The organism is Stenotrophomonas sp. 14P6.2.3 (genome assembly GCF_057799055.1).
The window spans coordinates 57365-80917 of the sequence record NZ_JBYOLA010000009.1; the positions used below are offsets into that span (position 1 = coordinate 57365).

The 23553-nt window shown below is 65.4% G+C and carries 22 protein-coding genes, 7 tRNA genes and 1 pseudogene; 13 read left to right on the forward strand and 17 right to left on the reverse strand.

Annotation, left to right across the window (positions count from 1 at the left end; all coding sequences use genetic code 11):
• Positions 1–77 precede the first annotated feature (77 nt).
• The 7 genes from AC27VL_RS09350 to AC27VL_RS09380 all read left to right on the forward strand — a co-directional run bounded on the left by AC27VL_RS09350 (position 78) and on the right by AC27VL_RS09380 (position 1453).
• Positions 78–476 carry a MerR family transcriptional regulator gene (locus AC27VL_RS09350; protein ID WP_089235984.1) on the forward strand — a complete coding sequence of 133 codons (399 nt, stop codon included), beginning with the start codon at positions 78–80 and terminating at the stop codon, positions 474–476.
• Positions 477–619: 143 nt separating this feature from the next.
• Positions 620–695 (forward strand) — tRNA-Ala (locus AC27VL_RS09355).
• A 53-nt stretch (positions 696–748) separates the two neighbouring features.
• Positions 749–824, forward strand: a tRNA-Glu gene (locus tag AC27VL_RS09360).
• 183 nt (positions 825–1007) lie between these two features.
• Positions 1008–1083, forward strand: a tRNA-Ala gene (locus tag AC27VL_RS09365).
• Positions 1084–1132: 49 nt separating this feature from the next.
• Positions 1133–1208 (forward strand) — tRNA-Glu (locus AC27VL_RS09370).
• A gap of 44 nt (positions 1209–1252) precedes the next feature.
• A tRNA-Ala gene (locus AC27VL_RS09375) sits at positions 1253–1328 on the forward strand.
• A gap of 49 nt (positions 1329–1377) precedes the next feature.
• Positions 1378–1453: transfer RNA gene (locus tag AC27VL_RS09380), tRNA-Glu, on the forward strand.
• A 63-nt stretch (positions 1454–1516) separates the two neighbouring features.
• Here the strand turns inward: AC27VL_RS09380 and AC27VL_RS09385 are convergent.
• Positions 1517–1933, reverse strand: a complete 417-nt coding sequence (locus tag AC27VL_RS09385; protein WP_100552850.1) for a GNAT family N-acetyltransferase — start codon at positions 1931–1933, stop codon at positions 1517–1519.
• 78 nt (positions 1934–2011) lie between these two features.
• Here AC27VL_RS09385 and AC27VL_RS09390 point away from each other — a divergent pair, with 78 nt between their 5' ends.
• Positions 2012–2968 carry an SOS response-associated peptidase family protein gene (locus AC27VL_RS09390; RefSeq protein ID WP_165780989.1) on the forward strand — a complete coding sequence of 319 codons (957 nt, stop codon included), beginning with the start codon at positions 2012–2014 and terminating at the stop codon, positions 2966–2968.
• Positions 2969–2977: 9 nt separating this feature from the next.
• Here AC27VL_RS09390 and AC27VL_RS09395 read toward each other — a convergent pair whose 3' ends face one another.
• Entirely contained in the window at positions 2978–3358 is a 381-nt protein-coding gene (locus AC27VL_RS09395; RefSeq protein ID WP_100460341.1) for a response regulator, read from the reverse strand.
• A gap of 140 nt (positions 3359–3498) precedes the next feature.
• Between AC27VL_RS09395 and AC27VL_RS09400 the strand changes: the two genes are divergently transcribed.
• Together AC27VL_RS09400 and AC27VL_RS09405 are read left to right on the forward strand one after the other, a co-directional pair.
• Positions 3499–3584, forward strand: a tRNA-Leu gene (locus tag AC27VL_RS09400).
• 81 nt (positions 3585–3665) lie between these two features.
• The gene (locus AC27VL_RS09405) at positions 3666–4232 is read left to right on the forward strand and encodes a GNAT family N-acetyltransferase (RefSeq protein WP_100552852.1); all 567 of its coding nucleotides are present in this window, start codon (positions 3666–3668) and stop codon (positions 4230–4232) included.
• 19 nt (positions 4233–4251) lie between these two features.
• Here the strand turns inward: AC27VL_RS09405 and AC27VL_RS09410 are convergent, their stop codons facing one another.
• A complete protein-coding gene (locus tag AC27VL_RS09410; RefSeq protein WP_100552853.1) occupies positions 4252–6093 on the reverse strand; it encodes a methyl-accepting chemotaxis protein in 1842 nt (613 codons plus the stop codon).
• A 254-nt stretch (positions 6094–6347) separates the two neighbouring features.
• Positions 6348–6641: a hypothetical protein gene (locus AC27VL_RS09415; protein WP_100552854.1), complete on the reverse strand. Its 294-nt coding sequence runs from the start codon at positions 6639–6641 to the stop codon at positions 6348–6350.
• Positions 6642–6802: 161 nt separating this feature from the next.
• On the opposite strand from AC27VL_RS09415, the gene AC27VL_RS09420 reads away from it, so the two are divergent.
• Together AC27VL_RS09420 and AC27VL_RS09425 are read left to right on the forward strand one after the other, a co-directional pair.
• Entirely contained in the window at positions 6803–7891 is a 1089-nt protein-coding gene (locus AC27VL_RS09420) for a DUF5694 domain-containing protein (protein ID WP_100552855.1), read from the forward strand.
• Between the two features lie 57 nt (positions 7892–7948).
• Positions 7949–8908, forward strand: a complete 960-nt coding sequence (locus AC27VL_RS09425) for a right-handed parallel beta-helix repeat-containing protein (protein WP_100552856.1) — start codon at positions 7949–7951, stop codon at positions 8906–8908.
• Here AC27VL_RS09425 and AC27VL_RS09430 read toward each other — a convergent pair.
• The 11 genes and pseudogenes from AC27VL_RS09430 to AC27VL_RS09480 form a co-directional block, all read right to left on the reverse strand.
• Complete coding sequence (locus AC27VL_RS09430) at positions 8854–9162, reverse strand: hypothetical protein (protein ID WP_223880108.1); 309 nt, start codon at positions 9160–9162, stop codon at positions 8854–8856. The genes AC27VL_RS09425 and AC27VL_RS09430 overlap by 55 nt on opposite strands.
• 62 nt (positions 9163–9224) lie before the next feature.
• Positions 9225–11426 carry a PAS domain S-box protein gene (locus AC27VL_RS09435; protein ID WP_100552857.1) on the reverse strand — a complete coding sequence of 734 codons (2202 nt, stop codon included), beginning with the start codon at positions 11424–11426 and terminating at the stop codon, positions 9225–9227.
• A 202-nt stretch (positions 11427–11628) separates the two neighbouring features.
• Positions 11629–14025 carry a Tex family protein gene (locus AC27VL_RS09440; RefSeq protein WP_100552858.1) on the reverse strand — a complete coding sequence of 799 codons (2397 nt, stop codon included), beginning with the start codon at positions 14023–14025 and terminating at the stop codon, positions 11629–11631.
• A 207-nt stretch (positions 14026–14232) separates the two neighbouring features.
• On the reverse strand, positions 14233–14448 hold the full coding sequence (locus AC27VL_RS09445; RefSeq protein ID WP_025879252.1) for a hypothetical protein: 216 nt from the start codon (positions 14446–14448) through the stop codon (positions 14233–14235).
• A 410-nt stretch (positions 14449–14858) separates the two neighbouring features.
• Positions 14859–15793: pseudogene (locus AC27VL_RS09450) on the reverse strand (IS110 family RNA-guided transposase).
• A 653-nt stretch (positions 15794–16446) separates the two neighbouring features.
• Positions 16447–16899: a hypothetical protein gene (locus AC27VL_RS09455; protein WP_100552859.1), complete on the reverse strand. Its 453-nt coding sequence runs from the start codon at positions 16897–16899 to the stop codon at positions 16447–16449.
• The gene (locus AC27VL_RS09460; protein WP_089235996.1) at positions 16896–17099 is read right to left on the reverse strand and encodes a PspC domain-containing protein; all 204 of its coding nucleotides are present in this window, start codon (positions 17097–17099) and stop codon (positions 16896–16898) included. The genes AC27VL_RS09455 and AC27VL_RS09460 overlap by 4 nt, the downstream gene beginning before the upstream one ends.
• A gap of 50 nt (positions 17100–17149) precedes the next feature.
• Positions 17150–17518 (reverse strand): YfeK family protein, encoded by a 369-nt coding sequence (locus tag AC27VL_RS09465; RefSeq protein ID WP_100552860.1) that lies wholly within the window; start codon positions 17516–17518, stop codon positions 17150–17152.
• Entirely contained in the window at positions 17515–18582 is a 1068-nt protein-coding gene (locus tag AC27VL_RS09470; RefSeq protein WP_100552861.1) for a class III poly(R)-hydroxyalkanoic acid synthase subunit PhaC, read from the reverse strand. The genes AC27VL_RS09465 and AC27VL_RS09470 overlap by 4 nt, the downstream gene beginning before the upstream one ends.
• Before the next feature lie 3 nt (positions 18583–18585).
• On the reverse strand, positions 18586–19659 hold the full coding sequence (phaE, locus tag AC27VL_RS09475; protein WP_488766113.1) for a class III poly(R)-hydroxyalkanoic acid synthase subunit PhaE: 1074 nt from the start codon (positions 19657–19659) through the stop codon (positions 18586–18588).
• Positions 19660–19681: 22 nt separating this feature from the next.
• Positions 19682–20296, reverse strand: coding sequence for a CDP-alcohol phosphatidyltransferase family protein (locus AC27VL_RS09480; RefSeq protein ID WP_025879258.1), 615 nt, complete (start codon positions 20294–20296; stop codon positions 19682–19684).
• Positions 20297–20641: 345 nt separating this feature from the next.
• Between AC27VL_RS09480 and AC27VL_RS09485 the strand changes: the two genes are divergently transcribed.
• Positions 20642–21292: a class I SAM-dependent methyltransferase gene (locus tag AC27VL_RS09485; RefSeq protein WP_100552863.1), complete on the forward strand. Its 651-nt coding sequence runs from the start codon at positions 20642–20644 to the stop codon at positions 21290–21292.
• A gap of 101 nt (positions 21293–21393) precedes the next feature.
• Here AC27VL_RS09485 and AC27VL_RS09490 read toward each other — a convergent pair whose 3' ends face one another.
• Both AC27VL_RS09490 and AC27VL_RS09495 read right to left on the reverse strand, forming a co-directional pair.
• Positions 21394–22764 (reverse strand): MATE family efflux transporter, encoded by a 1371-nt coding sequence (locus AC27VL_RS09490; RefSeq protein WP_488766115.1) that lies wholly within the window; start codon positions 22762–22764, stop codon positions 21394–21396.
• Between the two features lie 115 nt (positions 22765–22879).
• Complete coding sequence (locus AC27VL_RS09495; protein ID WP_100552865.1) at positions 22880–23506, reverse strand: DUF2239 family protein; 627 nt, start codon at positions 23504–23506, stop codon at positions 22880–22882.
• Positions 23507–23553 lie beyond the last annotated feature (47 nt).

The following is a 23553-nucleotide window of genomic DNA, read 5'->3' on the forward strand; positions in this document are numbered from 1 at the left end:
AGGCGGCGCGGGCAAAGCCTTGACTCTTGACCAGAGTCCAGGGATGACTATGCACGGCAGGTCCCAAGGAGTCCGCCGTGAACATTGGTCAGTTGGCACGTCAGGCCGGCGTTCCCATCGATACCGTCCGCTACTACGAACGTCAGCAGCTTCTGCCCACCGCAGCGCGCTCGGCAGGTGGCTACCGCATCTTCGGCGAGCAGGACCTGCGACGCCTGCGCTTCATCCGCCGGGCAAAGGCGTTGGGCTTCAGTCTCGATGAGATCGGTGAACTGCTTTCCCTCAGCGACCATCCTCCGCAGGACATGGGCAGCGTGCGTGACACCGCACGAATACGCCTGCAGGACATCGAACTGCGGATGGCAGAGCTGCAGCGCATGCATGGCGCGCTCTCCCAGCTGGTCGATGCCTGCCCTGGACATGGCGCCCTCGACCAGTGCCCGATCCTGGCAGCGCTGACCGGGGAAGACCGCTGAACCCTTCGCTTCTGCATCGACACATGTGCTGCCCGCATGCAGAAAACGCAGCTGCGCCACCGCGCGCGCTACGTGAAGAAAAGTGCAACAAAGCGCTTGCCAACCCCCGGGGGCACAGCTATTATTTCGCTCCTCAGCGACGTGGGGCCATAGCTCAGCTGGGAGAGCGCCTGCATGGCATGCAGGAGGTCAGCGGTTCGATCCCGCTTGGCTCCACCATACTTTCGGCATTAGGCCGTCGAAAGGTCGCAAAGAACATTGATGAGATCTGCGTCCCCATCGTCTAGAGGCCTAGGACATCACCCTTTCACGGTGGCGACCGGGGTTCGAATCCCCGTGGGGACGCCACTCATCATGAACAACGAGGACCCGGCCGATAACCGGGTCTTTTTTGTTCACCGCCCACCGGCATTCAGGTTGTGGCGTCGGAACGCTCCCTGCCCTTGTGGCAATGAACGGTTCGATGAAAAAGCTTCAAAAAAAGCTTCCACAAATGTGAACAGGCAGGTATGATAGGCGGCTCGGTAACACGGGGCCATAGCTCAGCTGGGAGAGCGCCTGCATGGCATGCAGGAGGTCAGCGGTTCGATCCCGCTTGGCTCCACCACTTTCGACATTAGGCCGTCGAGAGTTCTACAACTTGAAGTTTTTCGTGCGTCCCCATCGTCTAGAGGCCTAGGACATCACCCTTTCACGGTGGCGACCGGGGTTCGAATCCCCGTGGGGACGCCAGTTTCAAAAAGGACCCTGCTCCCAGCAGGAATCCGAAGTTTCATGGGGCCATAGCTCAGCTGGGAGAGCGCCTGCATGGCATGCAGGAGGTCAGCGGTTCGATCCCGCTTGGCTCCACCACTTTCGGCATTAGGCCGTCGAAAGTTCTACAACTTGAAGTTTTTCGTGCGTCCCCATCGTCTAGAGGCCTAGGACATCACCCTTTCACGGTGGCGACCGGGGTTCGAATCCCCGTGGGGACGCCAATCTTTGAAACCCCGGCTTCGGCCGGGGTTTTTCTTTGCCTGCGATTCCGCGGTGACCGCACCTCAGAACCGGCGATACATGCCGATCGAGGCTGGCGCGGTCGGCGCAAAGCCAAACTGCGCATACAGCCGATGCGCTTCGCCATCGGCCAACAGACTCACGTACGCCGACGGCGGCAGGTTGCCCTGCATCCAGTCGCTCAGACGCTGCATCACCGCCTTGCCCAGACCCTGACCCTGCAGACGAGGCAGCACGGCGATATCGCAGACCTGCAGATGGCAACCGCCATCGCCGATGATCCGGCCCATCGCTACCAGCTCGCTGCCCTGGTAGGCACAGACGCCGAAGACGGTGTTGGGCAATGCCCGCGTCGCCGCCTCATGCGTCTTTGCGCTGAGGCCGGCCAATGCGCGCAGCTGGCAGTAGTCCTCGACCGTCGGCACCGCCTCGCGGAACTGGATCGTCTGTGGATCATTCATGCAACGTCTCCTGGAAGGTCGGGCTATCCTGCCGCATCCACGTCGCAGCCGCTGCGACCCATCTTCCGGCAGAGTCCCATGTGCTATTCCGCCCTGATCCGCGCCGACTACGCCAAGCTGGTGCGCGAGTTCGGCGCCGTCCTCTCCCTGGAGGAATTCGCCGAACTCTATGCGCATGATCCCGGCAAGAAACGGCCGAAGACGCCAAAAGCCATGGACGACGGATTTGCAGGTGCGCGTACCGAACTAGGCCGCGACATCGTGGCGAAGATCCAGCAATGGCATGCACAGGAGCGGCAGCAGCTGCAGGCCGAACTGGAACGGCAGCTTGAACGTCGCGACATCGCCAATGCGACCCTGGCCACCCGACCCACGCAGAAGGCGCGCAATGACCTGCGCGTTGCCGGCAACCGCATCGACCGCGCGCAGGCACGGCTGGACGACCTGCATCGGGAACAGCTGCTGCCACGTGACAATCGTATTTTCCCCGGTACCTATGCACCGGTGATGGTCAGCGAGAATGGCCGGCGCGTGATCAAACCCATGCGCTATCAATGCCGGCTGCCGGACAAGCCTGCGCGCAGCGATGTGCTCTACCCGGGCACCTACAATGCGCGACGGGACAGCCTGGAAGGCTATTGGCGCGGGGCCTTCGGACTGCGCCATGGCGTGGTGGTGGTACAGGCCTTCTACGAACACGTACCTCGCCACGCCATTGCCGGCCGCACCTTGCACAATGACGAGAAGGCACAGGACGCAGTGCTGGAATTCCGCCCCGACCCGCCGCGCGACCTGCTGCTGGCCTGCCTGTGGGCCGAATGGGACGGTCCGGAAGGACGCCTGCTGTCTTTCGCCACCATCACCGATGCACCATCAATCGATGTCGCCGCTGCCGGCCATGACCGGGGTGTACTGCCGATCCGCGCCGAGCATCTGGACGCATGGCTCAACCCGGATCCGGACAACCTGGCTGCACAGTACGCCATCCTCGACGACCGCGAGGACATCCGTTACGTCTACGAAGAAGCCGCTTGAGCGGCTGGGTCAGGCGTTGGCGCTGGAACGCCCAACGGCGCGAACCAAGGCCTTGGAGAGTTCCGCCGACAGGTAGGGCTTGATCAGCAGCACGCCGGATTGCATCGCGACCGGCAGTTGTTCAGCGGCCATGCCGGTGGCGAGCACGAACGGCACGCCGCGCGCAGCCAGCGCCGCAGCAACCGGTTCGCTGGTCTCGTTGTGGGCCAAGCGGTAATCCAGCAGGGCCACATCAGGGGCGGCCTCTTCCAGCAAGCGCAGCGCCTCGGCAACGGACGCGGCCAGGCCGACGACCAGAGCGCCGGACTGCACCAGCTGCATCTGCAGCAGGGCTGCACTCATTTCATCGTTTTCGACTACCAGCACCCGCAGGTCCTGCAACGCTGACATAGCGCTATCGCTCCTGTGCCTGTTAAGCCTTGCCAGTATAGCCAGCAGCCAGCTGATACCGACAATTCAACGCCATTTCGGCCCCGTTCGCCCGCACCTCTATGAACACCCGCCGAGCTCGGGTACACTAGCCCGCTGCTGCCGGTGTGGCGGAATGGTATACGCAGCTGACTCAAAATCAGCCGGGGGTGACCCCATGAAGGTTCGAGTCCTTTCACCGGCACCACGATCAAAGGCCAGGTCCACGACCTGGCCTTTGTCGTTTCCGGTCTTGCCCTGCCCGACCGACGCCGCCGACACTCGAGCGATGGCAACACACTCCAGTCCAATCCTTCCCTCAGCGCTCCAGGCCCACCTGCGCGAACTGGTCCCGCAGGACGCTGTCGCCTGGTCGAACTACCTGTCGCTGCCGGGCGTGATCGAGCACACCAGCTGGGGCGATGTCTCTGTAGAGGCTCTGCAGCGGCAGATCGTCGACCATGCGCGCAGCACGCGATGCCGCCGCTGGGCGATCCTCGACAGCGGCGACCAACTGCTCGGCACCGTCGGCCTCAACGACATCGACATCGAGCACCACCGCGCCGAACTGGCCTACGACCTGTCCCCTGACCAGCAGGGACGCGGGCTGGCGACCGGTGCGGCGCGCGCGGTCATCGCCTGGGCGCATACCGCACTGGGTTGCGTGCGCATCCAGGCCACCGTACTCGACAGCAATCTGCGATCCATTGCCGTGCTCGAACGCGCAGGCATGCAACGCGAGGGATTGCTGCAGTCGTATCGCCATGTCCGTGGGCAACCGCGCGATTTCTGGATGTATGCGCACACTCACCCGCAGCTGCATGGCGGCCAGGGCGAAGGCCGCGCCGCCCCATAGGCCGGCGCGGTCCTGCGCGCTACACCACCCGCAGCGCCGGCGCATGCACGCCATGTCCATGCCCTGCACCAGAGCCCGCGTGCACACGGAACCCTGCCACCGTCTGCAACAGCTGCGAGGACTGCTCCTCCATGCTGCGCGCGGCCGCTGAGGCCTCTTCCACCAGCGCCGCATTCTGCTGCGTGCCCTGGTCGATCAGATCCACTGCGTGGTTCATCTGCTGGATGTCGTCACTCTGCTGTTGCGCAGCGGCGCTGATCTCGGTCATCAGGTCACTGACCCGACGCACGTCGACCACGATCTCGTCCATGGTCCGCCCTGCGCTCTCGACCTGCGCCGTTCCGGCGCCGACGTTGGCAACCGACGCATCGATCAGCTGCTTGATTTCCTTCGCTGCACCCGCCGAGCGCTGCGAGAGCTCGCGGATTTCGGTGGCGACCACGGCGAAACCACGACCATGCTCACCGGCACGCGCCGCTTCCACGGCCGCGTTCAATGCCAGGATGTTGGTCTGGAACGCAATGCCATCGATCACGCCAATGATGTCGACGATGCGACGCGAAGAGGCGTTGATCACCGCCATCGTCGAGACCACTTCATGTACCACCTGGCCGCCGCGTGCGGCCACATCGGCGGCGCCGCCCGCCAGTTGGCTGGCCTGGCGTGCGTTGGTCGCAGTGCGCTGCACGGTCTCGGCCAGCCCCTTCATCGACACTGCGGTCTCTTCCAGCGACGCCGCCTGCTGCTCGGTGCGCTGGGACAGGTCGTTGTTGCCTTCGGCGATTTCGCTCGCACCCACCGCAATGGTGTCCGCGGCGAACTTGATCTGGCCGATGATTCCGGCCATTGCTTCGACCAGCGCGTTGACGCCGCCGCACAGTTCGGCGATCGGGCCGCTCTTGTCGGCCATGGCGATGCTCCGGGTCAGGTCGCCCTCCTTTGCCGACGCCACCACCTCGCGCGTCTGCGCCACGGCACGCTGCATGGCCTGGCTCTCATGCACCTGCGCGGTGATGTCGGTGGCGTACTTGACGACCTTGAACGGCCGCCCGCCCGCGTCGAGGATCGGGTTGTACGACGCCTGGATCCACACTTCGCGGCCGCCTTTGCCCAGCCGCCGGTACTGGCCTGCGTCGTACTCGCCAGAGCCGAGCTTTTCCCAGAACCGGCGATACTCGACACTGGCCCGGTAGTCGGGCTCGACGAACAGCGAATGATGCTGGCCGCGTACTTCTTCCAGCGTATAGCCGGTGGCGGCCAGGAAGTTGGCATTGGCCGTGAGGATGCGGCCATCCATGCTGAACTCGATGACTGCCTGCGATTTATCGATGGCGGCCAGCTGCCCCGCCGACTCGGCTGCCTGCTGCTTCTGCGCCGTGATGTCAGTCGCGAACTTGACAACCTTGTATGGTCGCCCGTGCTGGTCAAGCACCGGGTTGTAGGAGGCCTGGATCCAGATCTCACGCCCACCCTTGCCGAAGCGCCGGTACTGTCCTGCATCGAATTCACCGCGGCCGAGTCGCGCCCAGAAGTCGCGGTATCCGGTACTGCGCGCGTCCTCAGGATCGACGAACAGGGAGTGATGCCTGCCCTGGATCTCATCCAGGCGATATCCCACTGCCTGCAGGAAGTTGTCATTGGCCTGCAGGATGGTGCCGTCGAGCGCGAACTCGATGACCGCCTGCACCCGATGCAGTGCAGCAACCTGGGCCTCAAGCTCGACGTGTCGCCGATGCTGTTCGGCCACCTCCGTGGCGCGGCGCTGCCTGCCCAACACCCCCTGCAGCGCGCGCAGGGGAGACCAACGGGTGAGCACTTCGGCCGGCGCCTGAGCACCTTCCATGGAGCCTGAAATAAGCATCGTCTGATCCTCGGTGTCCGGGTAGCGGTTGCGACCCGCCGGGCGGGATGCCCGGCGGCAACTTCGATTGCCTGGGACTGCAGACGCCGGAAGGCGTCACTCGAGCGACTGGCAGAAACAGTACGGCAGCTGCGATCGTCATCAAACAGCGGCGGAGCACACGGCACGGGCCGCCCATCGGAGGCAGCCTCGGGTCCGGCAGCGGGAGCCAGCAGCGGGCTCCAGAGAAGGTATCGGCGCGGCGGCCAACAACTTTAGGGGGCCAGCCCCTGGTCGGCAGCGCGCCGCAGAACCCAGCGCAGCAGCATCGTTGCCAGCACCGCCGGCAGGTAGCCCAGACTGCCGCAGACGACCAGCAGGGAAGGTCCCACCAGTGGCCCGCCACCACCCAGGAACCAGTTGCGGGTGGCGAGGATGTACAACGCGAACGGCACCAGCAGCAACGGTGCCAGCCGCAACAGCTGCCACCGCCATCTGCCCGGACCGATCCAGCCAGCCAGTGCACCAAGCACGGCACCTGCGGCTACGATGGGGGCGATTTCATCCATGACGCGCTTCCGGAAGTCTTCCAGCCACCATTCTGGACCAGCGCCGACGGAAAGGGGATGCGACAGGCACGCAGAAGGTTGCAATGACCATCGGGACATCCCTTGCCGGCGCGCTGCCGGCGAGCATGTGCCCACTGACTGGATTTTTCCTGGGAGGCAGCATGCTTCGACGCTTGAACGCCATCATCATCCTCAGCCTGTGCAGTGCCGGCGCATTGGCCAGCGACGCGGGGTTCCGTCCCAGCTTTCATCCCGACCAGCTGAAGGGACCACCTGCCGGTCGCCACAACGAAGTACTGGTGCTTGGGACAGCACATCTGTCGGAACTGCCAAAGACCTTCGAGCCGGCCATGCTGGAGCCCTTGCTGCAGCGCCTGGCACGTTGGCGCCCGCAGGCGATTGCCACCGAAAACCTGTCCGGCCTGCAGTGCGACTTCATGCGTCGCAATCCCAGCCGCTATGCCGAAAGCGTTGAAACCTACTGCTACGACACCGATGAGGCCCGCGTCGCCACCGGCCTCGACGTGCCCAGCGCGAACGCCGAGATGGGACGCCTGCTGTCGGCATGGCCGGCAAGCCCGACAGCAGCGCAGCGTAGGCACCTGGCCGCGGTGTTCCTGGCCGCTGGCGAGCGCGGATCGGCGCAGGTGCAATGGCTGCGCCTGCCTGTGCAGGACCGGATCGCCGGCGACGGCCTGGATGCTGCGCTGGTCGCGATTCTCGACAAGAGCCTGACCCGCCGCAATGAAACCAACCTTGTGGCGGCAGTCCTCGCTGCCCGCCTGGGGCTGGAACGCCTGTGGGCAGTGGACGACCACACCGCCGATTCGCCCACCCCACCCGAGGACGAGAAGGCAGCACGCGAAGCGATCATGAAGGCCTGGGACAATCCGCACGCAAACGCACGGCGCGACGCCGACGAGCCGCTGTATGCAAATGTCGACAAGGTCGGTGGCGTACTGGACCTGTACCGTGCCTACAACCGCCCCGACGTCGGCTTGCAGGCCTACCAGGCGGACTTCGGCGCGGCGCTGGTCGAGCCCTCCTCCCAGGGCTTTGGTCGCAACTATGTGGGCTACTGGGAAACCCGCAACCTGCGCATGGTCGCCAACATCCGCGAAGTGCTGGGCCAGCAGCCGGGAACGCGCCTGCTGGCGATCGTTGGTGCCTCACACAAGGGCTATTACGAGGCCTACCTCAACATGATGCACGACGTGCAGCTGGTCAGCTCGGACGAAGTGCTGCGTTGACAGAGGAAACGCTGGGTGCGATATCGTGGATGGGACTGTCCACTGGAAGGAGCCGTTATGAAGAAATGGATCCCTGCCGCATTCGCGGCATTCGGCTTGGCCGCGGCGCTGCAGGCCGCTGCTTGTGACCTCACTCTCGACAACGGCGGCGACCTTGCTGGCGCGGTCGCCAGCGCGCCAGGCAAGAAGATCTGCCTCAGGCCAGGCCAGTACGTCGCCGGCCCGGCGCCTCTGGAGATTCCTGCCGGGACCACCATTGAAGGACTTGGAGCCACCATGGCCGAGGTGGTGGTCTCAGCCTACGGTGCACCACAGAAGGCCATAGGCCTCGGCAGCAACACAATGCTGCACAACTTCACGCTGACGACCGGGGCAGGCGGAAACTTCGGCGTGCTGGCCTACCACCAGGACCGCGTCATCATCTGGAGTCTGGATATCGTCGGCTTCCAGATCAGCGCCGGTGTGGTTGGAGGCAATGGCGTGGAGATCTGGGATACGTTCATGCGTGGAAACGGCATTGCCGGCAATGCGACGGCGGATCCCAATCTATGGATCACCGACTCCCGCGACGTCACGATCCTTTACGGACAGCTCACAGGCCGCAAGGATGGTCCAGGCGGCGATGGTGAGATGGCCATATACAACTCCAGCAACGTCATGATTGACGGCGCACGGGTCATCGATTCGGGGGCCAGCGCCATCTATCTAGTGAACTGTGTCGACTGCACCGTCAAGAACTCGGTGATTGAACGGCCAGGAGAATGGGGTATCGACGTCGTGCAAGGGTCACACCGATTCCTCGCCGACAACAACTACGTCAACGGCGCGAACTATGGTGGTGCGGTGTTTGAAACTTCCGGCGGCGCCACCGCAACGTTCCGCTCGAACCGATTTATTCTCAATCGACGCATGGGCGTGGGCAACTGCAACGGCATCAATGCAAAGGGAGGTACTGCAGGCATTCAGTCGATCGGCAATACATCCATGCCGTCGGGCGATCTCTGCTCATTCCCCTGAAGCACGGGCAAGGGGGCAGAAGCCATAGGCGCCTCGTCCCTGCCCGCTTTCCACAGAACGATGCTGGCCACACATATACAGGCCAGCGTCACTACCAGCAACACCAATGCTCCGCCCTGCAGAATGGGCAGAACAGCCTGCGCGCGCAGGTCATCGCGCAGCTGCTCCAGCCGCAGGCAGGCAGCCGAGGTCAGGCACCAACCGACCAGAGCAGGAGCAAAGGCGCGCATCGCCGCCGAGTCGCAGAAGTTCATTTGATCACCTGAGGATGTGGGCGTTGGCGCAGTATTCGCCGCGCCCCTCTCACAGGTTGAGATCAGCCGTCGCCGAGGTCGCTGCCGTCCGCCGGCGAGCCGCCGGGCAGTTCACTGGTTTCGCCCTGCACCTGCACGTTGTTGCGGCCCATCGCCTTGGCCCGGTAGCACTGGGCATCGGCGGCCGCGACGGCCTGGTCCACGCTCATGCCGGCAGCAAGCGGCGCGATGCCGATGCTGGCGCCGATCCGCAGCTGATGCTGGTCCCACGGAATGGACAGGCTGGACAGGGTGTGCAGCAGTTCACCACCGATGCGCGCCGCGCGCCGCGGGCTGCACCCGGACAGGATCACCGCGAATTCGTCACCGCCCAGGCGCGCCACCACATCCGAATCGCGTACACCATGACGCAGCACGCTGGCCACGGCCCACAGCACTGCGTCGCCGGCCAGGTGCCCAAAGGTATCGTTGACCGGCTTGAACCGGTCCAGGTCGATATACATCAGCGAAGCCGCCTGGCCCGTCCGCTCGACCCGTGTGATCGCCTGCTGCAGGTGCACTTCGAAGCCGCGGCGGTTACCCAGTTCGGTCAGCGGGTCCATCTCCGCCAGGTGTCTCGCCTCGCGTTCGCGTGCACGCTGCTGCGTATCATCGCGCAACACCCACACGGCGCCGCGCACATGCCCTTCGTCGTCACGCAACCAGGCCCGGGTGAGGTCCACCGGTACTGTCGCCGCCCCCATCCGCAGCAGCAGATCGGCGTGCAGGTCCACGGCATTGCTTTCCGGATCCAACAGTACGCTGACGTCGAGCTGCGATTGCGGTGCGTATTCGGTGGTCAACGAAAGCACGTCCTGCACGAGATGCCCGGCCAGTGACAGTGCGCCATCGCCGGCAAGCATTCGCACGGCAGCCGCGTTTGCATATTCGATGCGGCCATCCAATGCAACGCTGAGCACCAGGTCGGCGACGGCATCGAGGGTGATGCGGCTGCGCTGTTCGCTTTCGAACAGGCGCTGCTCGCTGCTGCGCTGCGCGCTGACATCCTGGATCTGCGACACGAAATGCAGCGGTTCGCCGCGCTCATTGCGTACCAGCGATACCGACAGCCGCGCCCATATGGTGTTGCCATCACGTCCCACGTAGCGCTTTTCAAGGTGATAGTGGGTGCGTCGCCCCGCCAGCAGATCCTGCACCAGGGCCAGGTCGGTCTGCAGATCGGCCGGATGGGTCAACCGCTGGAAATCGACCTGCAGCAGCTCCTCGCGCGGGTAGCCAAGAATGCGGCACAGCGCATCGTTGACATCCAGCCAGCGACCTTCCAGCGACACCAGTGCCATGCCCAGTGCCGCCGAGGTGAACGCACCGGCGAACTTGTCCGCCGCAAGACGTGCCTCGGCGCGGGCCTGCAGGATTTCAGTGATGTCGATGGCCATGCCGACATAGCCGATGCGCTCGCCATCGGCGCCATCCATGCGGCTGATCGACAGGCGCACTTGGCGACGCTGGCCATCCTTGCGCAGCAGCGTCCACTGCCGCGAATACGTCTGGCCGTCGGCGCGGGCACTAAGTGCCTCGAACACCCCGGGAACCTGTCCGTCAGCGGTCGCCAGCGGTCGCAGCCACGCCTGCAGTTCAACCGGGTCGTGGAAGGCGTCCAGCCGGCGCCCACCCACTACTTCAGCAGCGGTGTAGCCGAGCAGCCGCTGCGCACCCGTGTTGAACAGGGTGATGGTGCCGTCGGTGTCGGTGGCGATCACCGCCACTTCGTCGGATGCATCCACCACTGCCTGCAGGCGCTGGCGCATTTCGGCCGCGTCCTGGCGCGCCCGCTGCAGTTCGGTGACGTCGGCATGGGCACCGGCCATCCATAGCGGCCTGCCCTGCCCGTCCCACTCGAACACCCGTCCGCGGTCGTGAATCCAGATCCATTCGCCATTCCTGTGGCGCATCCGCAACAGGCAGACATAGTGGTCGGTGCGGCCATCGAAGTGGTCCTGCAGAGCCGCATCGGACAGCGCCAGATCATCCGGATGCACCAGCGCGATGAACGTCTTCTGGCAGATCGGCTCCAGCTCGTCCAACCGGTAGCCGACGATCTCGGCCCAGCGTTCGTTGACCCGCATCTGTCCGCTCTGGACGTTCCATTCCCAGGTGCCGGCCGCGGTGCCCTCGATGATCATCGCCAGGCGACGGCGCTCTTCGGCCAGTTCCTGCAGCCGGCGCTCCAGCAGTGCGTTGCCGCTGCTGCCCTGATCGGCCATCAGCCGCCTCCCCTGCAGACGCAGCTGCCCGCAGGCCGTGGCGAGGCGCCACAGCGGTCACGGAACAAGGCGGATGGTGCTGACGGCATGGCCTCCCCAGCGACAGCGGGGCCCCAAGCCCCCTTTCCAGCGCAAGTGTGCGCATTGCCGGGGAACATCGACAAGTCCCCCACCCGGCCGTGCCGGGAGGGGGACGGCAGACTCAGCTGCGCTTGGCCCTGGCGAACGCCTCGGCCAGGGCATTGTTGGCTGGCGGCGCGGCCGGTGCCGGGCGTCCGCCATTGCCCGGGTTGCGCCCCTGGCCACCACGCCCCTGCCCGGGGGTGCCCGCGTCGCGACGCGGGGCCTGCCCCTGGCTGCGTTCGTCACGGCTGCCCGGGCGGCTGGTGGCCTGGCCAGGCGTGTCATCCAGGCGACGGGTCAGGGCGATGCGTTTGCGCGGCACATCCACCTCCAGCACCTTCACCTTGACGATGTCGCCGGCCTTGACCACGTCGCGCGGGTCTTTCACGTAGGTATCGGACAGCGCCGAGATGTGGATCAGGCCATCCTGGTGCACGCCGATATCGACGAACGCACCGAACGCGGCCACGTTGCTCACCACACCCTCCAGCACCATGCCCTCGCGCAGGTCCTTGATGTCCTCGACGCCATCGGCGAAACGAGCCGCCTTGAACTCCGGGCGCGGATCACGGCCGGGCTTTTCCAGTTCCTTGAGGATGTCGCGCACGGTCGGCACACCAAACGTTTCGTCGGTGAACTGCTCGGCCTTCAACCCGCGCAGGAAACTACCGTCGCCGATCAGCGCCTTGATCGGGCGCCCGGTGCTGGCCACGATCCGCTCGACCACCGGGTAGGCTTCCGGATGCACCGACGATGCATCCAGCGGCTGATCACCATCGGCGATACGCAGGAAGCCCGCACATTGCTCGAACGTCTTCTCGCCCAAGCGCGACACCTTCAACAAGTCCTTGCGACGCTTGAACGGACCGTTGTCATCGCGGTGGCGCACGATGTTCTCGGCCACCGTCGACGACAGGCCCGACACGCGCGACAACAGTGCCGCCGACGCCGTGTTGACGTACACGCCGACAGCGTTCACGCAGTCCTCCACGCGCGCATCCAGCGCACGCGCCAGACGGTACTGATCCACGTCGTGCTGGTACTGCCCGACACCGATCGCCTTCGGCTCGATCTTCACCAGCTCGGCCAGCGGGTCCTGCAGGCGACGCGCGATCGATACCGCGCCACGGATCGACACGTCCAGGTCCGGGAACTCCTTGGCCGCCGTTTCCGACGCCGAGTACACCGAAGCCCCGGCTTCGCTGACCACGATTTTCTGCGGTGCGTTGTCACCCAGCGCCTTGATGGCTTCACCGGCCAGCTTGTCGGTCTCGCGGCTGGCGGTGCCGTTGCCGATCGCGATCAGCTGTACGTTGTGCCTGGTGCACAGCTGCTTGATCGTCTGCAGCGACTGCTCCCACTGCCGGCGGGGTTCGTGCGGGTAGATGGTATCGGTGGCGACCAGCTTGCCGGTGGCGTCCACCACGGCGATCTTGCAGCCGGTGCGGATGCCCGGGTCCAGGCCCAGCACACTTTTCGGGCCGGCCGGCGCGGCCAGCAGCAGATCCTTGAGATTGTCGCCGAACACGGCGATGGCTTCGGCCTCGGCTTTCTCGCGGGCCTGGTTGAACAGGTCCAGCAGCAGGTGCATGTGCAGCTTGGCCCGCCAGGTCAGGCGGCAGGCATCGAGCAGCCAGCGATCACCGGGGCGCCCCGCATCGCGAATGCCAGCGTTGTGCGCCACGCGCCCTTCAGCGTACTGATGCCCCGCCTCGGCATCCTTGCCCGGGTCCAGTTCCAGGAACAGGATCTCCTCGCGGCGCGCGCGGAACAACGCCAGCAACCGGTGCGAGGGGATCTTCGCCAGCGACTCGGCGTGTTCGAAGTAATCGCGGTACTTGGCGCCCTCGGTTTCCTTGCCCTCGGCAACGCGGGCACGGATCACCCCCTGCTCGCTCAACCAGCTGCGCAGTTCACCCACCAGCGTGGCGTCCTCGCCCCAGCGCTCCATCAGGATCGCGCGGGCACCTTCCAGCGCGGCCTTGGTATCGGCCACGCCCTTGTCGGCATCCACGAACGTGGCAGCAAAGACCTGCGGGTCCCGCGTCGGATCGCCCAGCAGGCCGTCGGCCAACGGCTCCAGTCCGGCTTCGCGGGCGATCTGCGCGCGGGTACGGCGCTTGGGCTTGTACGGCAGGTACAGGTCTTCCAGCCGGCTCTTGGTGTCGGCAGCGAGGATCTCGTTGCGCAGCTCATCGCTGAGCTTGCCCTGTTCGCCGATGCTGGCCAGCACCGCCGCACGGCGGTCTTCCAGCTCGCGCAGGTAGGTCAGGCGGGTTTCCAGGTTGCGCAGCTGGGTATCGTCCAGGCCGCCGGTGACTTCCTTGCGGTAGCGGGCGATGAACGGAACGCTGGCGCCTTCATCGAGCAGGCCGACGGCGGCGCTGACCTGGGCGGTCTGGGCACCGATCTCATCGGCGATGGTCTGGGCGATCTGCTGGGCGAGCTGGCGCTGGGCGTGCTTGGCGTCGTGCATTGTTTCCGGCCTGGGCCGCATTGCGGGAAAGGCCCATTCTTGCAATGCGCGGGCGGCAGGGACAAGGCGTTGACAGAACGGCGGTTCAGGCGGCGGGTCCGGATCGGACGCCGGCATCCTGGCAAGTGGGGCTCGGACTGGCCCTGGGGCTGGGATGCCGGCGCGGACGCGCGATGGTGGGGCGCGTCCTGCCGCGTATTGCGAAGGTCAGCGGTAGTGGCGGGCGGCACGCTGCATGACGATGTCGTCACGCAGGCTCTCAAGCGCCATCAGGCGGACCTTGCCGACACCCTGCAGTTCCATGAACCGCTCCGTGTAGAACTCCGGCCCCAGCGCGGTATCGGCGCGGGATTTGCTGAAGCCGTAGGGCACCACGCCCTTCTCGCCATCCTTGCTACCACCGACATAAAGAACGATTGCCATGTGATGTCTTCCTCCAAATTGCTACTGCGTACTGCACACGATGAGCGGTACTTGCGAGCCCATCGGGGTAGAGCTTACCGCGACCAAGCTGACTGGAACGTCACGAAGACTAATGACGATCGGTTGCATGCAGATGACTGCGGGATAGCAGCAGAATGCTTACGGATCTTTAACTTCCGTCTAACGAATGGAGGGATTTCCAGCCAACGGCGCAGCCCCTCGTGGGTGGGTTGGTTGGTCGCGGAATGCAAAAGCCGTCGCGCTGGTCGGCCGGGTTGGGTTCGCGGGGGACGCCGTGAATCCGTCCCTGGAGCAACTGTGTTGAGAGAGGGGCCTCGGCCCCTCCGACAGTCACGCACGGTAGTGCCGGCCGCTGGCCGGCAGCCTTTTGGGGCACGCGCAGACTGGCTTCAGGCGGGGATCGATCCGCCTTGAGCGTCACGCATGCGCGCGTTGAGAATCACCAGCATCTTCCGCATCACCGCCACGATGGCTACTTTTCCTTCTTTGCCTCGGGCTCGCAGCGACTGGTAGAAATTGCGCAGTCGAGGTTCATGCCGCATGGCCGACATGCTGGCCATGTAAAGCACCTGACGGATCTCGGCCCTGCCGCCATGGATGCTTCGTTTGCCGCGCATGGTTCCGCTGTCGTGGGACATGGGTGCTACACCGACCAGACTGGCGATGGCCTTGCCGCTGATCTTGCCCAGCTCCGGCAGATAGCTGGCCAATACCGCCTGCAGGACAGGGCCCACGCCTTTCATCGACTTCAGTACCGCCAGCTGAGGTTGCTGGGCAACCTGCTCGGCAATCTGCTGTCCCAAACGCCCAACCATCCTCTGCAGGCGGCTGATGTTGGCTTGCAGCAGTCGGCGCAACTCACGATCGGTCACCATCTCCTGCTGCTGGCGCGCTACGGTCAGGGCTTCCATCGTCTGTCGACGCGCCCGCACAAATTCCCGCAGCTTTTGCTGCCAGGGCTCCAGTGGCTGATAGGCGGGCAGTTTCACCAAGGCCGCCATCTGCGCCAATGCATAGGCATCCAGACGGTCGGTCTTGGCCACCTGGCCCATTCCCTGGGCCAGCCTGCGAGCCCGCAGCGCGTTGGCACGGACCACCGCATGACCGGCGTTGTGCAGGAAGTTCAGTACTGATTGTTCGTAGCCCCCAGTGGCCTCCAGTGGCCTCCAGTGGCCTCCAGCACGATCTGGCTCACCGGATGTTTCCTCAACCAGAGATCCAATTCAGCGAAACCCGAAGCGCTATTGCTGACCTGCAGCACCTCTCCGTCCGTCGTGCCGACATCCAGTTGGCGCTTGCTGACATCAATCCCGATCCCGTTCATCACCGGACTCCGTATAGTCTGGAAGGGTCGAGAGCTCCCCCGCTTGCCCAGTCTTATTACTGCGAGTGTCAGCTCCAGCAACTGTTCGGGCGGATCAAGGGAGATTCCGGCGTGGGCGCCAAGCTCCAAGGCGATCGTCGAGATCCAGGCTTACACGGCGGCCCACGCCGGCTCTCGACACCTACGTTGCCAGATTCCAATCAGATAAGGCTTGGCCGCGGCATCCATGCCGCGGACACCCCCGCGAACCCAACCCGCCCGCCCTCTGACAGATCTCTGCGGTCTGCCACCCACGGAAAAGAAAAAGAAGATCAAAAGCAAAAGCGGCTTGGCCGGCCGCTTCTTGTAGAGCCAAGCCCACGCTCGGCTGCGTTCAGGCCAGTCCGCGAAGCCGGGCGCAGACTCGGCTCTACACGAGCAAGCGCAGCGCGCGACCCGCTTCTGCTGTTCTTTTTCTTTTCCGTGGCTGGACGCACCCGGAAACTGTCAGGAGCCGGGCGGGGTGGGTTCGCGGGACCGTTGGCGCCATGGATGGCGCCATCGAGCCCCCAGGGATGGGTTTACGGCGTGTCCCGCGAACCCACCCCGCCCGGCCCAATCACATGATTCGCTCTACGCGACCACCCACGAGGGGCTGCGCCGTTGACTGGAAACTATGGCCACCAGCCATGCCCGAACCGCGCGTAATGATCAGCCGCACGCTCGAACGGATTGCGCGCGCTGACGCCGCCACACAGCAGATACACCGGCAGGTACAGCGGCCCCAGCACCAGGTACTGGTACACGTGTGCGCGCTCATGATCATCCAGCCGGATCAACGGCTCCACGCCCCACCCCGCCTGATGTGCATAGGTACGGCAGCACATGCCCAGGTCGTAGCCGGTGTGCAGGATCACGTTGCCGAGGGTAATCGCTCCGCCCGGGCCCCATGGCCAATGGTCGAAAACCACCGCGCAATCACGACCGCTCCAGCGCATCTTCGCACCACCCAGCAACCCGGCCAGACCGCCAAGCAGGCCGATCAGGGTATTGGGCACGGTCCACAGCGCGCCCAGCACCTGCAGCGCGCGCAGCCAGATCGGCCAGGGCCGGGACGCGGCGTTCAATCGGCCTCGTTGGGGATCAGCAGCCACAGCAACAGGTAGATCAGGATGCCCGGGAAGGCGGCCGATGCCAGCGAAATCACCACGTACAGCACCCGTACCAGGGTCGGGTTCCAGCCGAAACGATGGGCGATGCCGCCCATCACTCCGGCGATCATGCGGTCGTTCAGCGAGCGCGACAGGGTGCGCGGCACAGCGTTCATGGCGAGGTCTCCCGGCTGACTGGCTGCGGCCACTGTAGCGCCTGCCGTGTCTACGGCGTGCGTTGGCGCAATGCCTGCAGGCGGGCGCCGAACCACGCCGCAGAGGTCTGTTCGGGCTGGCCGGGGCAGCGGATCCGGTACGCCTTGCCACTCATGCTGCTCTGGCTCGCCGCACGCTCGATGAACTGCTCGGCGGTGTCGACCATGTCCTTCTTCAGCAGGTAGTCGTACTTGCGCTGCAGGTGCGAACGCGCATCGGCGGGACCGTACCAGCTGCCATTGCGCTGGAACTGGCACTGGGAGCCGTCCAGGCTGCCGATCAACTGTGTGATCTCGCGGCGCGCATCGGCGCTGGGCGCGGCGCCGGCAACGCCCGGTGCAAGGGCCAGCGCAAGCGCGATCAAGGGGAAATACTTCATGGCGTGCGTTCCTTCAGCCAGTTGTCGATGGTCGCCGGCACTTCGCGCTGCGCGCGGCCGGAGACGTAGATGCCGATGTGCCCACCGCGGAAACTGGACTCGGTGTAGTCCTGCGTGCCCAGCCGGCCACGCATCGCACGTGATGCATCCGGTGGCACCAGGTGATCCTGTTCGGCGTAGATGTTGAGCACGGGCAGGGTCACCTTGGCCAGGTCCACCGCCTCCTCACCGATATGCACGGTGCCGTTGACCAGCCCGTTGCCCTGGTAGAACTGCTTGATGAACTCGCGGAAGGCCTCGCCCGCCAGATCGGGCGAGTCGAAGATCCACTTTTCCATGCGCAGGAAGTCTTCCAGTGCGGCCTTGTCATCGAGGATGTCGAGCAGGCCCACGTACTTCTGCACGTTCAGGCGGAACGGCTTGAGCATCAGGTAGCTGGCATTCATCAGATCGGCCGGGATGTTGCCCAGCGTGTCCACCAGCAGATCCACGTCCACCTGCTGCGCCCAGTGCGACAGCATGTTGTCGGCGGTCTGGAAATCGACCGGGGTGACCATGGTGATGAGGTTGCCCAGCTTCTGCCGGCGCAGCGCGGCGTAGCACAGCGCGAACACGCCGCCCTGGCAGATGCCGAGCATGTCGACCGGGCCACCGCTGCGCGCGCGCAGCGCATCCACCGCGCCATCGATGTAGCGCAGCAGGTAATCCTCAAGCGTCTGGTAACGCTCGGAACGATCCGGATAGCCCCAGTCCAGCACGTACACGTCCTGGCCCAGCGCCAGCAGCTTCTGCACCAGTGAGCGATCGGCCTGCAGGTCGACCATGTATGGGCGGTTCACCAGCGCGTACACGATCAGCAGCGGCGTGCGCCGGACCGGTGCGTTCTCGCCGACGAAGCGATACAGCACCACCTTGCCATCGCGCCAGACTTCCTCGCGGGCGGTGGCGCCATAGTCGACATCCTCCACCTGCGGCAACAGCTTCAACCCTTCCATCAGCTTGCGCTGCATGGCCAGGGTCTCCTGCATCAGGTCATCGGCATTGAAGCCCAGCGGTCCTTTCATGGCTTACGACTTCCGCGTGGTGGTGCGGGAGGTGGCCTTCTTCGCTGGCGCCTTCTTCGCTGGCACATTCTTCGCGGCAGCCTTCTTCGCTGGTGCCTTCTTCGCGGCAGGCTTGCGCGCGACGGGCTTCACCTTGGCAGGCGCCGGCTGGGCTACCGGATCGACCGCGTCGGTACCGGCAAGCACCGCTACCTGTGCCTGCAGCCGGCGCAGAGTACGCTCGAGCTCGGCGATGCGACGGTGGGCGGCATCCATCTCGGTTCGGGTCGGCAGGCCGATGCGTTCACTCATCTGTTCCACCTCGCGTTGCAGCCCCGCGCGCAGGCGCATCTGCGCATTGCCCAGCGCCGCGTAGATCTGCTGGAAAGGTGCCGACATGGCGACCTTGGCGTAGGCCTCCTCGGCCACTTCGATCCACAGATCGAACATCGCCCGTGCGCTGGTCAGCTGGCTGCCGGGCTGCTCATGCTCGGCCAGGCGCTGCTCGAACAGGTCGAACGCTTCTTCCAGCGCCTGCTTGATCTGCTCGACATAGGCCTGCGAGTGATGCTGGTACTCCTCCTGCGCGCGCAGCAGGGCCTGCCACCGCGCCTGGTGCTCGCGGCCGGGCCCGAACGCCGGGCTCTGCAGCCAAGGACCGGCCAGCGTCTGCAACTGCTGGAACCACGCCGCGAACTCGGGCGGAGCAGCGCCGGCATGGGTGCTGCCACGGGCGCCCTGCAGCATCCACTGCAGCATGCCGTCGCCCTGACCCTTTACCGCTTCACGCCAGGCCTGGGCAACCTCGGCACTGCTGGCATCGCGGCCGGCAAAGCGTGCAGCCACTTCCTGCATGGTGCCGTACCAGCTGCCAGCCTGTTCGCGGAACCGACGCACGGCCTCTTCCGGCGCTGCCGCCCCGGTCTCGGGCAGCAGTTGACCCCACCAGTCGAACAGGTGCTTCCAACTGCCCGGGTCGTCACCGGCGGGGGCCCCCTGCACAGTCGCGTGGCGCAGGGCATCGCCCCAGGCACCGAAGTACTGCCGGGCCAGGTTCTCGAAATCGCTGCTGCCGGCGTCGTTGGCCGAGCTGGTCATCGCGCTCCTCCGCAGGGCTGGGTCATGGCTTGGGAATGCGCAGGGTCTTGCTGATCATCAGCGACCCGGACAGCGCGAACAGCAGCACCAACGGATGCAGCTGCCAGGGGCCGATCTGCCACTGGCCCAGCCACAGGTCGTGGCCGATGGCATCGGTGCCGGCGGCGATCGCCAGCACGATCACCAGCGCCAGGCTGGTGGGGATCGGTGTTCCCTCGAAGTACTTCACCTTGCCTTCGTCACCGCTCATCGCCTCGGCGGTCACGTTGTAACGGGCCAGGCGGCTGACGCCGCAGCAGACGAAGTAGCTCAGCACCAGCCAGTCCCAGCCGCCCTGCATGCCACAGGCATAGGCCAGCGCTGCGGGTGCGACACCGAAGGAAATCACGTCCGACAGGGAGTCGAGCTCGCGGCCCAGGGTCGAACTGGACTTGCGCCAGCGCGCGATGCGGCCGTCCAGTGCATCGAAAATGAAAGCCAGCGGGATCAGCGCCATGCCGAACAGCAGATAGCCGCGCTCGCCATCCTGCAGGAAACGCATCGCGGCAAACACCGCGCCGGTGCCGCAGAAAGCGTTGGCGAGGGTGAACCAGTCCGCCAGATGGAACTCGCGCAGCATCGAGAAGTGACGTTTCATGAAGTCTCACGGGGCATCAAGGCCCACAGGGTACCGCGAGCGCCGCCACCGGCAACAGCGTGGGCTGACCCCGCCCTTCACCCGTCACTCACCGATCCTCACCGGCGGTGAATTTTTCGCCACCCATCTTGACAGCCTAGGGGGGTGGCGCCTGCCAGTGCTTATCCACAAAGTTGCCCACGCGTAATCCACACCCCCTGTGGGCAAGTGGCTCTCACCGACTGCGACGCTGGACATTTCCTGATCACCTCAAGCCGGGGTTTCCCTACTTCCCAAGCCGATCGGCTGGCGCTATGGTCTGCGGCGGACCCGCCGCCGCCACGTCCGACTCCTTACCGACGGACGATGTTGATGCTGGATGCACGCACCCTGGCCGCGCAGTTGCGGCAGCCCCATGGCGAGGCCGCGCTGGCCGTGGGCGAATCGATGAACCGCAGCAACGGCGCCCTCAACCAGGCAGCAATCGCGTTGCTGGCCGTCGCTCCCGGAGAGCAGGTGCTGGAGATCGGCCCAGGCAACGCCGCCTTCGCGCCGCTGCTGCTGCAGGCCAGCGGCAGTTGCTACGTGGGCGTCGAGCTGTCCCGTGCCATGGTCGACGCCGGCAACCAGCATCTTGCCGCCAGCGGCCTTGCCGGGCGTGCCGCGCTGCGCGAGGGCGATGCCCATGCCCTGCCCTTGGCGGATGCCTGCGTCGATGCTGCGCTGGCGGTCAACACCCTGTACTTCTGGCCGAACCTGGCCCCCGTGCTGGATGAACTGGCGCGGGTGCTGCATCGCGGCGGCCGGCTATGCCTGGCCTTCGGCGATGCTGGATTCATGCGCAGCCTGCCCTTCGCCGCCGACTTCGAACTGCATGAGCTGGATGCCGTGGAGCTGGCGCTGCGGGTGTCCGGCTTCAGCGTCACGGCATGGCGCTCGCATCGCGAATGCACAACCGGCAATGACGGCCAGCAGCGGGAAAAGCACTTCCACCTGCTGCTGGCGCGCCGCCGGTAGGGCCGGCCACTTGAACTGCAAAAGACTGCTCTGCTGACGCTTGGGCGATAGCGGAATGCAGGAACGTCACAGGCCCCGCCCCGCTCCGCATGTGCTCTGGCTCAGGCTCGAACAGCAAGCCGGCGCCTCCAGCCGAAGAAGCAAAGCAGCTGCAGCAACAGCATCGCCAGCAACCCCAGCGGCCAGGCCCACCACAGCCCAGCCAAGCCATGCCGCGCCTGCAGCCACGTCGCCAACGGCAGCTCCAGCAGCAGGACAGCGGCTACTCCCGCCAGCGCCGGCAGCAGCACGAAGCCGCTGCCGCGCATCACCCCGACCAGCACCGCGCTGATTCCCATCGCCAGCACGCCCCACACAACCGTGCGCAACTGCTGGGCCGCCAGTTCCCGCACCGCCGGCGCATCCAGGATCAGCCCAGCCAGCCACGGCGCCAACCCGACTGCCAGAGCCACCACAAGCGTCAACAGACCCAGGCCCAGCAGCACACCGGTGCGGGCGATCTCCGGCAGCCGCGTCGCCCGACCCGCGCCCATCGCGTGGGCGGCGAGGATGGTGGCGGTGATTCCGAGCGACATGGCCGGCAGCTGCACCCAGCTCATCAACTGGTTGACCGCACCATACGCGGCGGTCGCTTGGTAGCCATGGTTGTTGATCCAGCCCAGCAGCACGATCTCGGCAATGGCCAGACTGAGCATCTGCAGGGAAGATGGCGCACCAATGCGCAGCATCGAACGCACCAGCGCCCCATCGAAACGAATGGCACCGAGCAGCTCCCGGCCTGGAGCGAGCGGATGACCGACGCAATGCCAGCGCCACAGCAACCAGCCCAGCGCCAGCGCTGAGGCGAACACTGCCGACAAGGCCGCACTGGCGGCCCCCAGCTTCGGCAGGCCGGCCCAGCCCAGGATCAACAGCGGTGTGCACAACAGGCCGACCACGGTAGCCAGCAACAGGGCATGCAGCGGCGTCTTCGCATCTCCCACTGCACGACTGACGGCGGTGGCCAGCCACAGCAGGAAAAAGACCGGCGCACCCAACAGCACGATCCGCGCATAGACGATGGCCTCGACCAGGATCGGCGCTGGTGTTCCCAGTGCCACAAGCAGTTGGGGCGCGAAGATGCCACCCACCGCCATCACCAGCGCCGACAACATCACCACCAGGGCCACCGCGCTGCCAGCGACAGCCTGCGCCTGTTGCGGCCTGCCACTACCCCACGCCTGTCCGATCAGCACCATGGCCCCGGTCGCCAGGCCCATCACCAATGCCAGCAGCAGGAAGAAGACGGGGAAGAACGCGGCGGCGGCGGCTACCGCCTGCGTTCCCAGCAGATGGCCAAGGTAGATGTTGTCGAGCGTGCCTGCGGCCAGCTGCAACGCATTGGTCAGCAGCATCGGCAACAGCAGGGCCAGGTAGCTGCGCCACAGCGGTGGCGTCATCGCCGGGGACATCGGGTTGGAAGCAGAGTTCATGGGATTCCATGGGCAAGGCGCCGCCCTGCCCGGCATCTCCGCCAGCAAAGGAAGCACACAGGGGATGGTGCGCAGCCCGCGATCAGGACGACTGAATCACGCGCCGCGCGGTGATTCAGTCGTCGCCGTCCGCAGCGTCATCGAAGGCAAGGCACAGGGCGTGGCTGCGCACATCCGCTGGCCAGGACTGCAGCGCTGCCTCAAGCCCGGCGCGATCATGCGCGAACAGCACGCGGATGACCTCTTCGAAGCCCGGCAGGTCACCGGCGATGGCCTGCAGGAAGTGATAGGCGCGCTCGGTGTAGCGGCGCGTGCGGTCCTTGTCCGCACCGGCGCGGCTGGCCGCTTCCACCAGCCGGCGCAGCACCACCGAGGCACCGCCCGGCTGTTCGGCCAGCCATGCCCAGTGACGAGGCAGCAGAGTCACCTCGCGGGCGATCACACCCAGCTTGGGACGTCCGCGGCCACGCGGGACGACGGACGCGTCATCGACCAGGGGGCCCTCATCCACTTCGACTGGCGCTGGAAACGCCTTGGCAATACGCACCAGCAGCTGCGCATCACTGCCACGAGTATCGAAATCGTGGGTACGGCCGGTGGCGTTGTCGAATACCAGTAGTGGACCGGGCGCGTTGTCCGCGCGCAACTGCTTGAGTGCCATTGCGGCCGCTTCCGGCGTACCAGAGACGACCAGGCGATGGCCGTCGAAACAGCTGAAAGGGGCGAGTCGGGATGCTTGCATGACAATGGCATCAGTGAGGATGCGTAAATATTACCCGGGTAATTTAA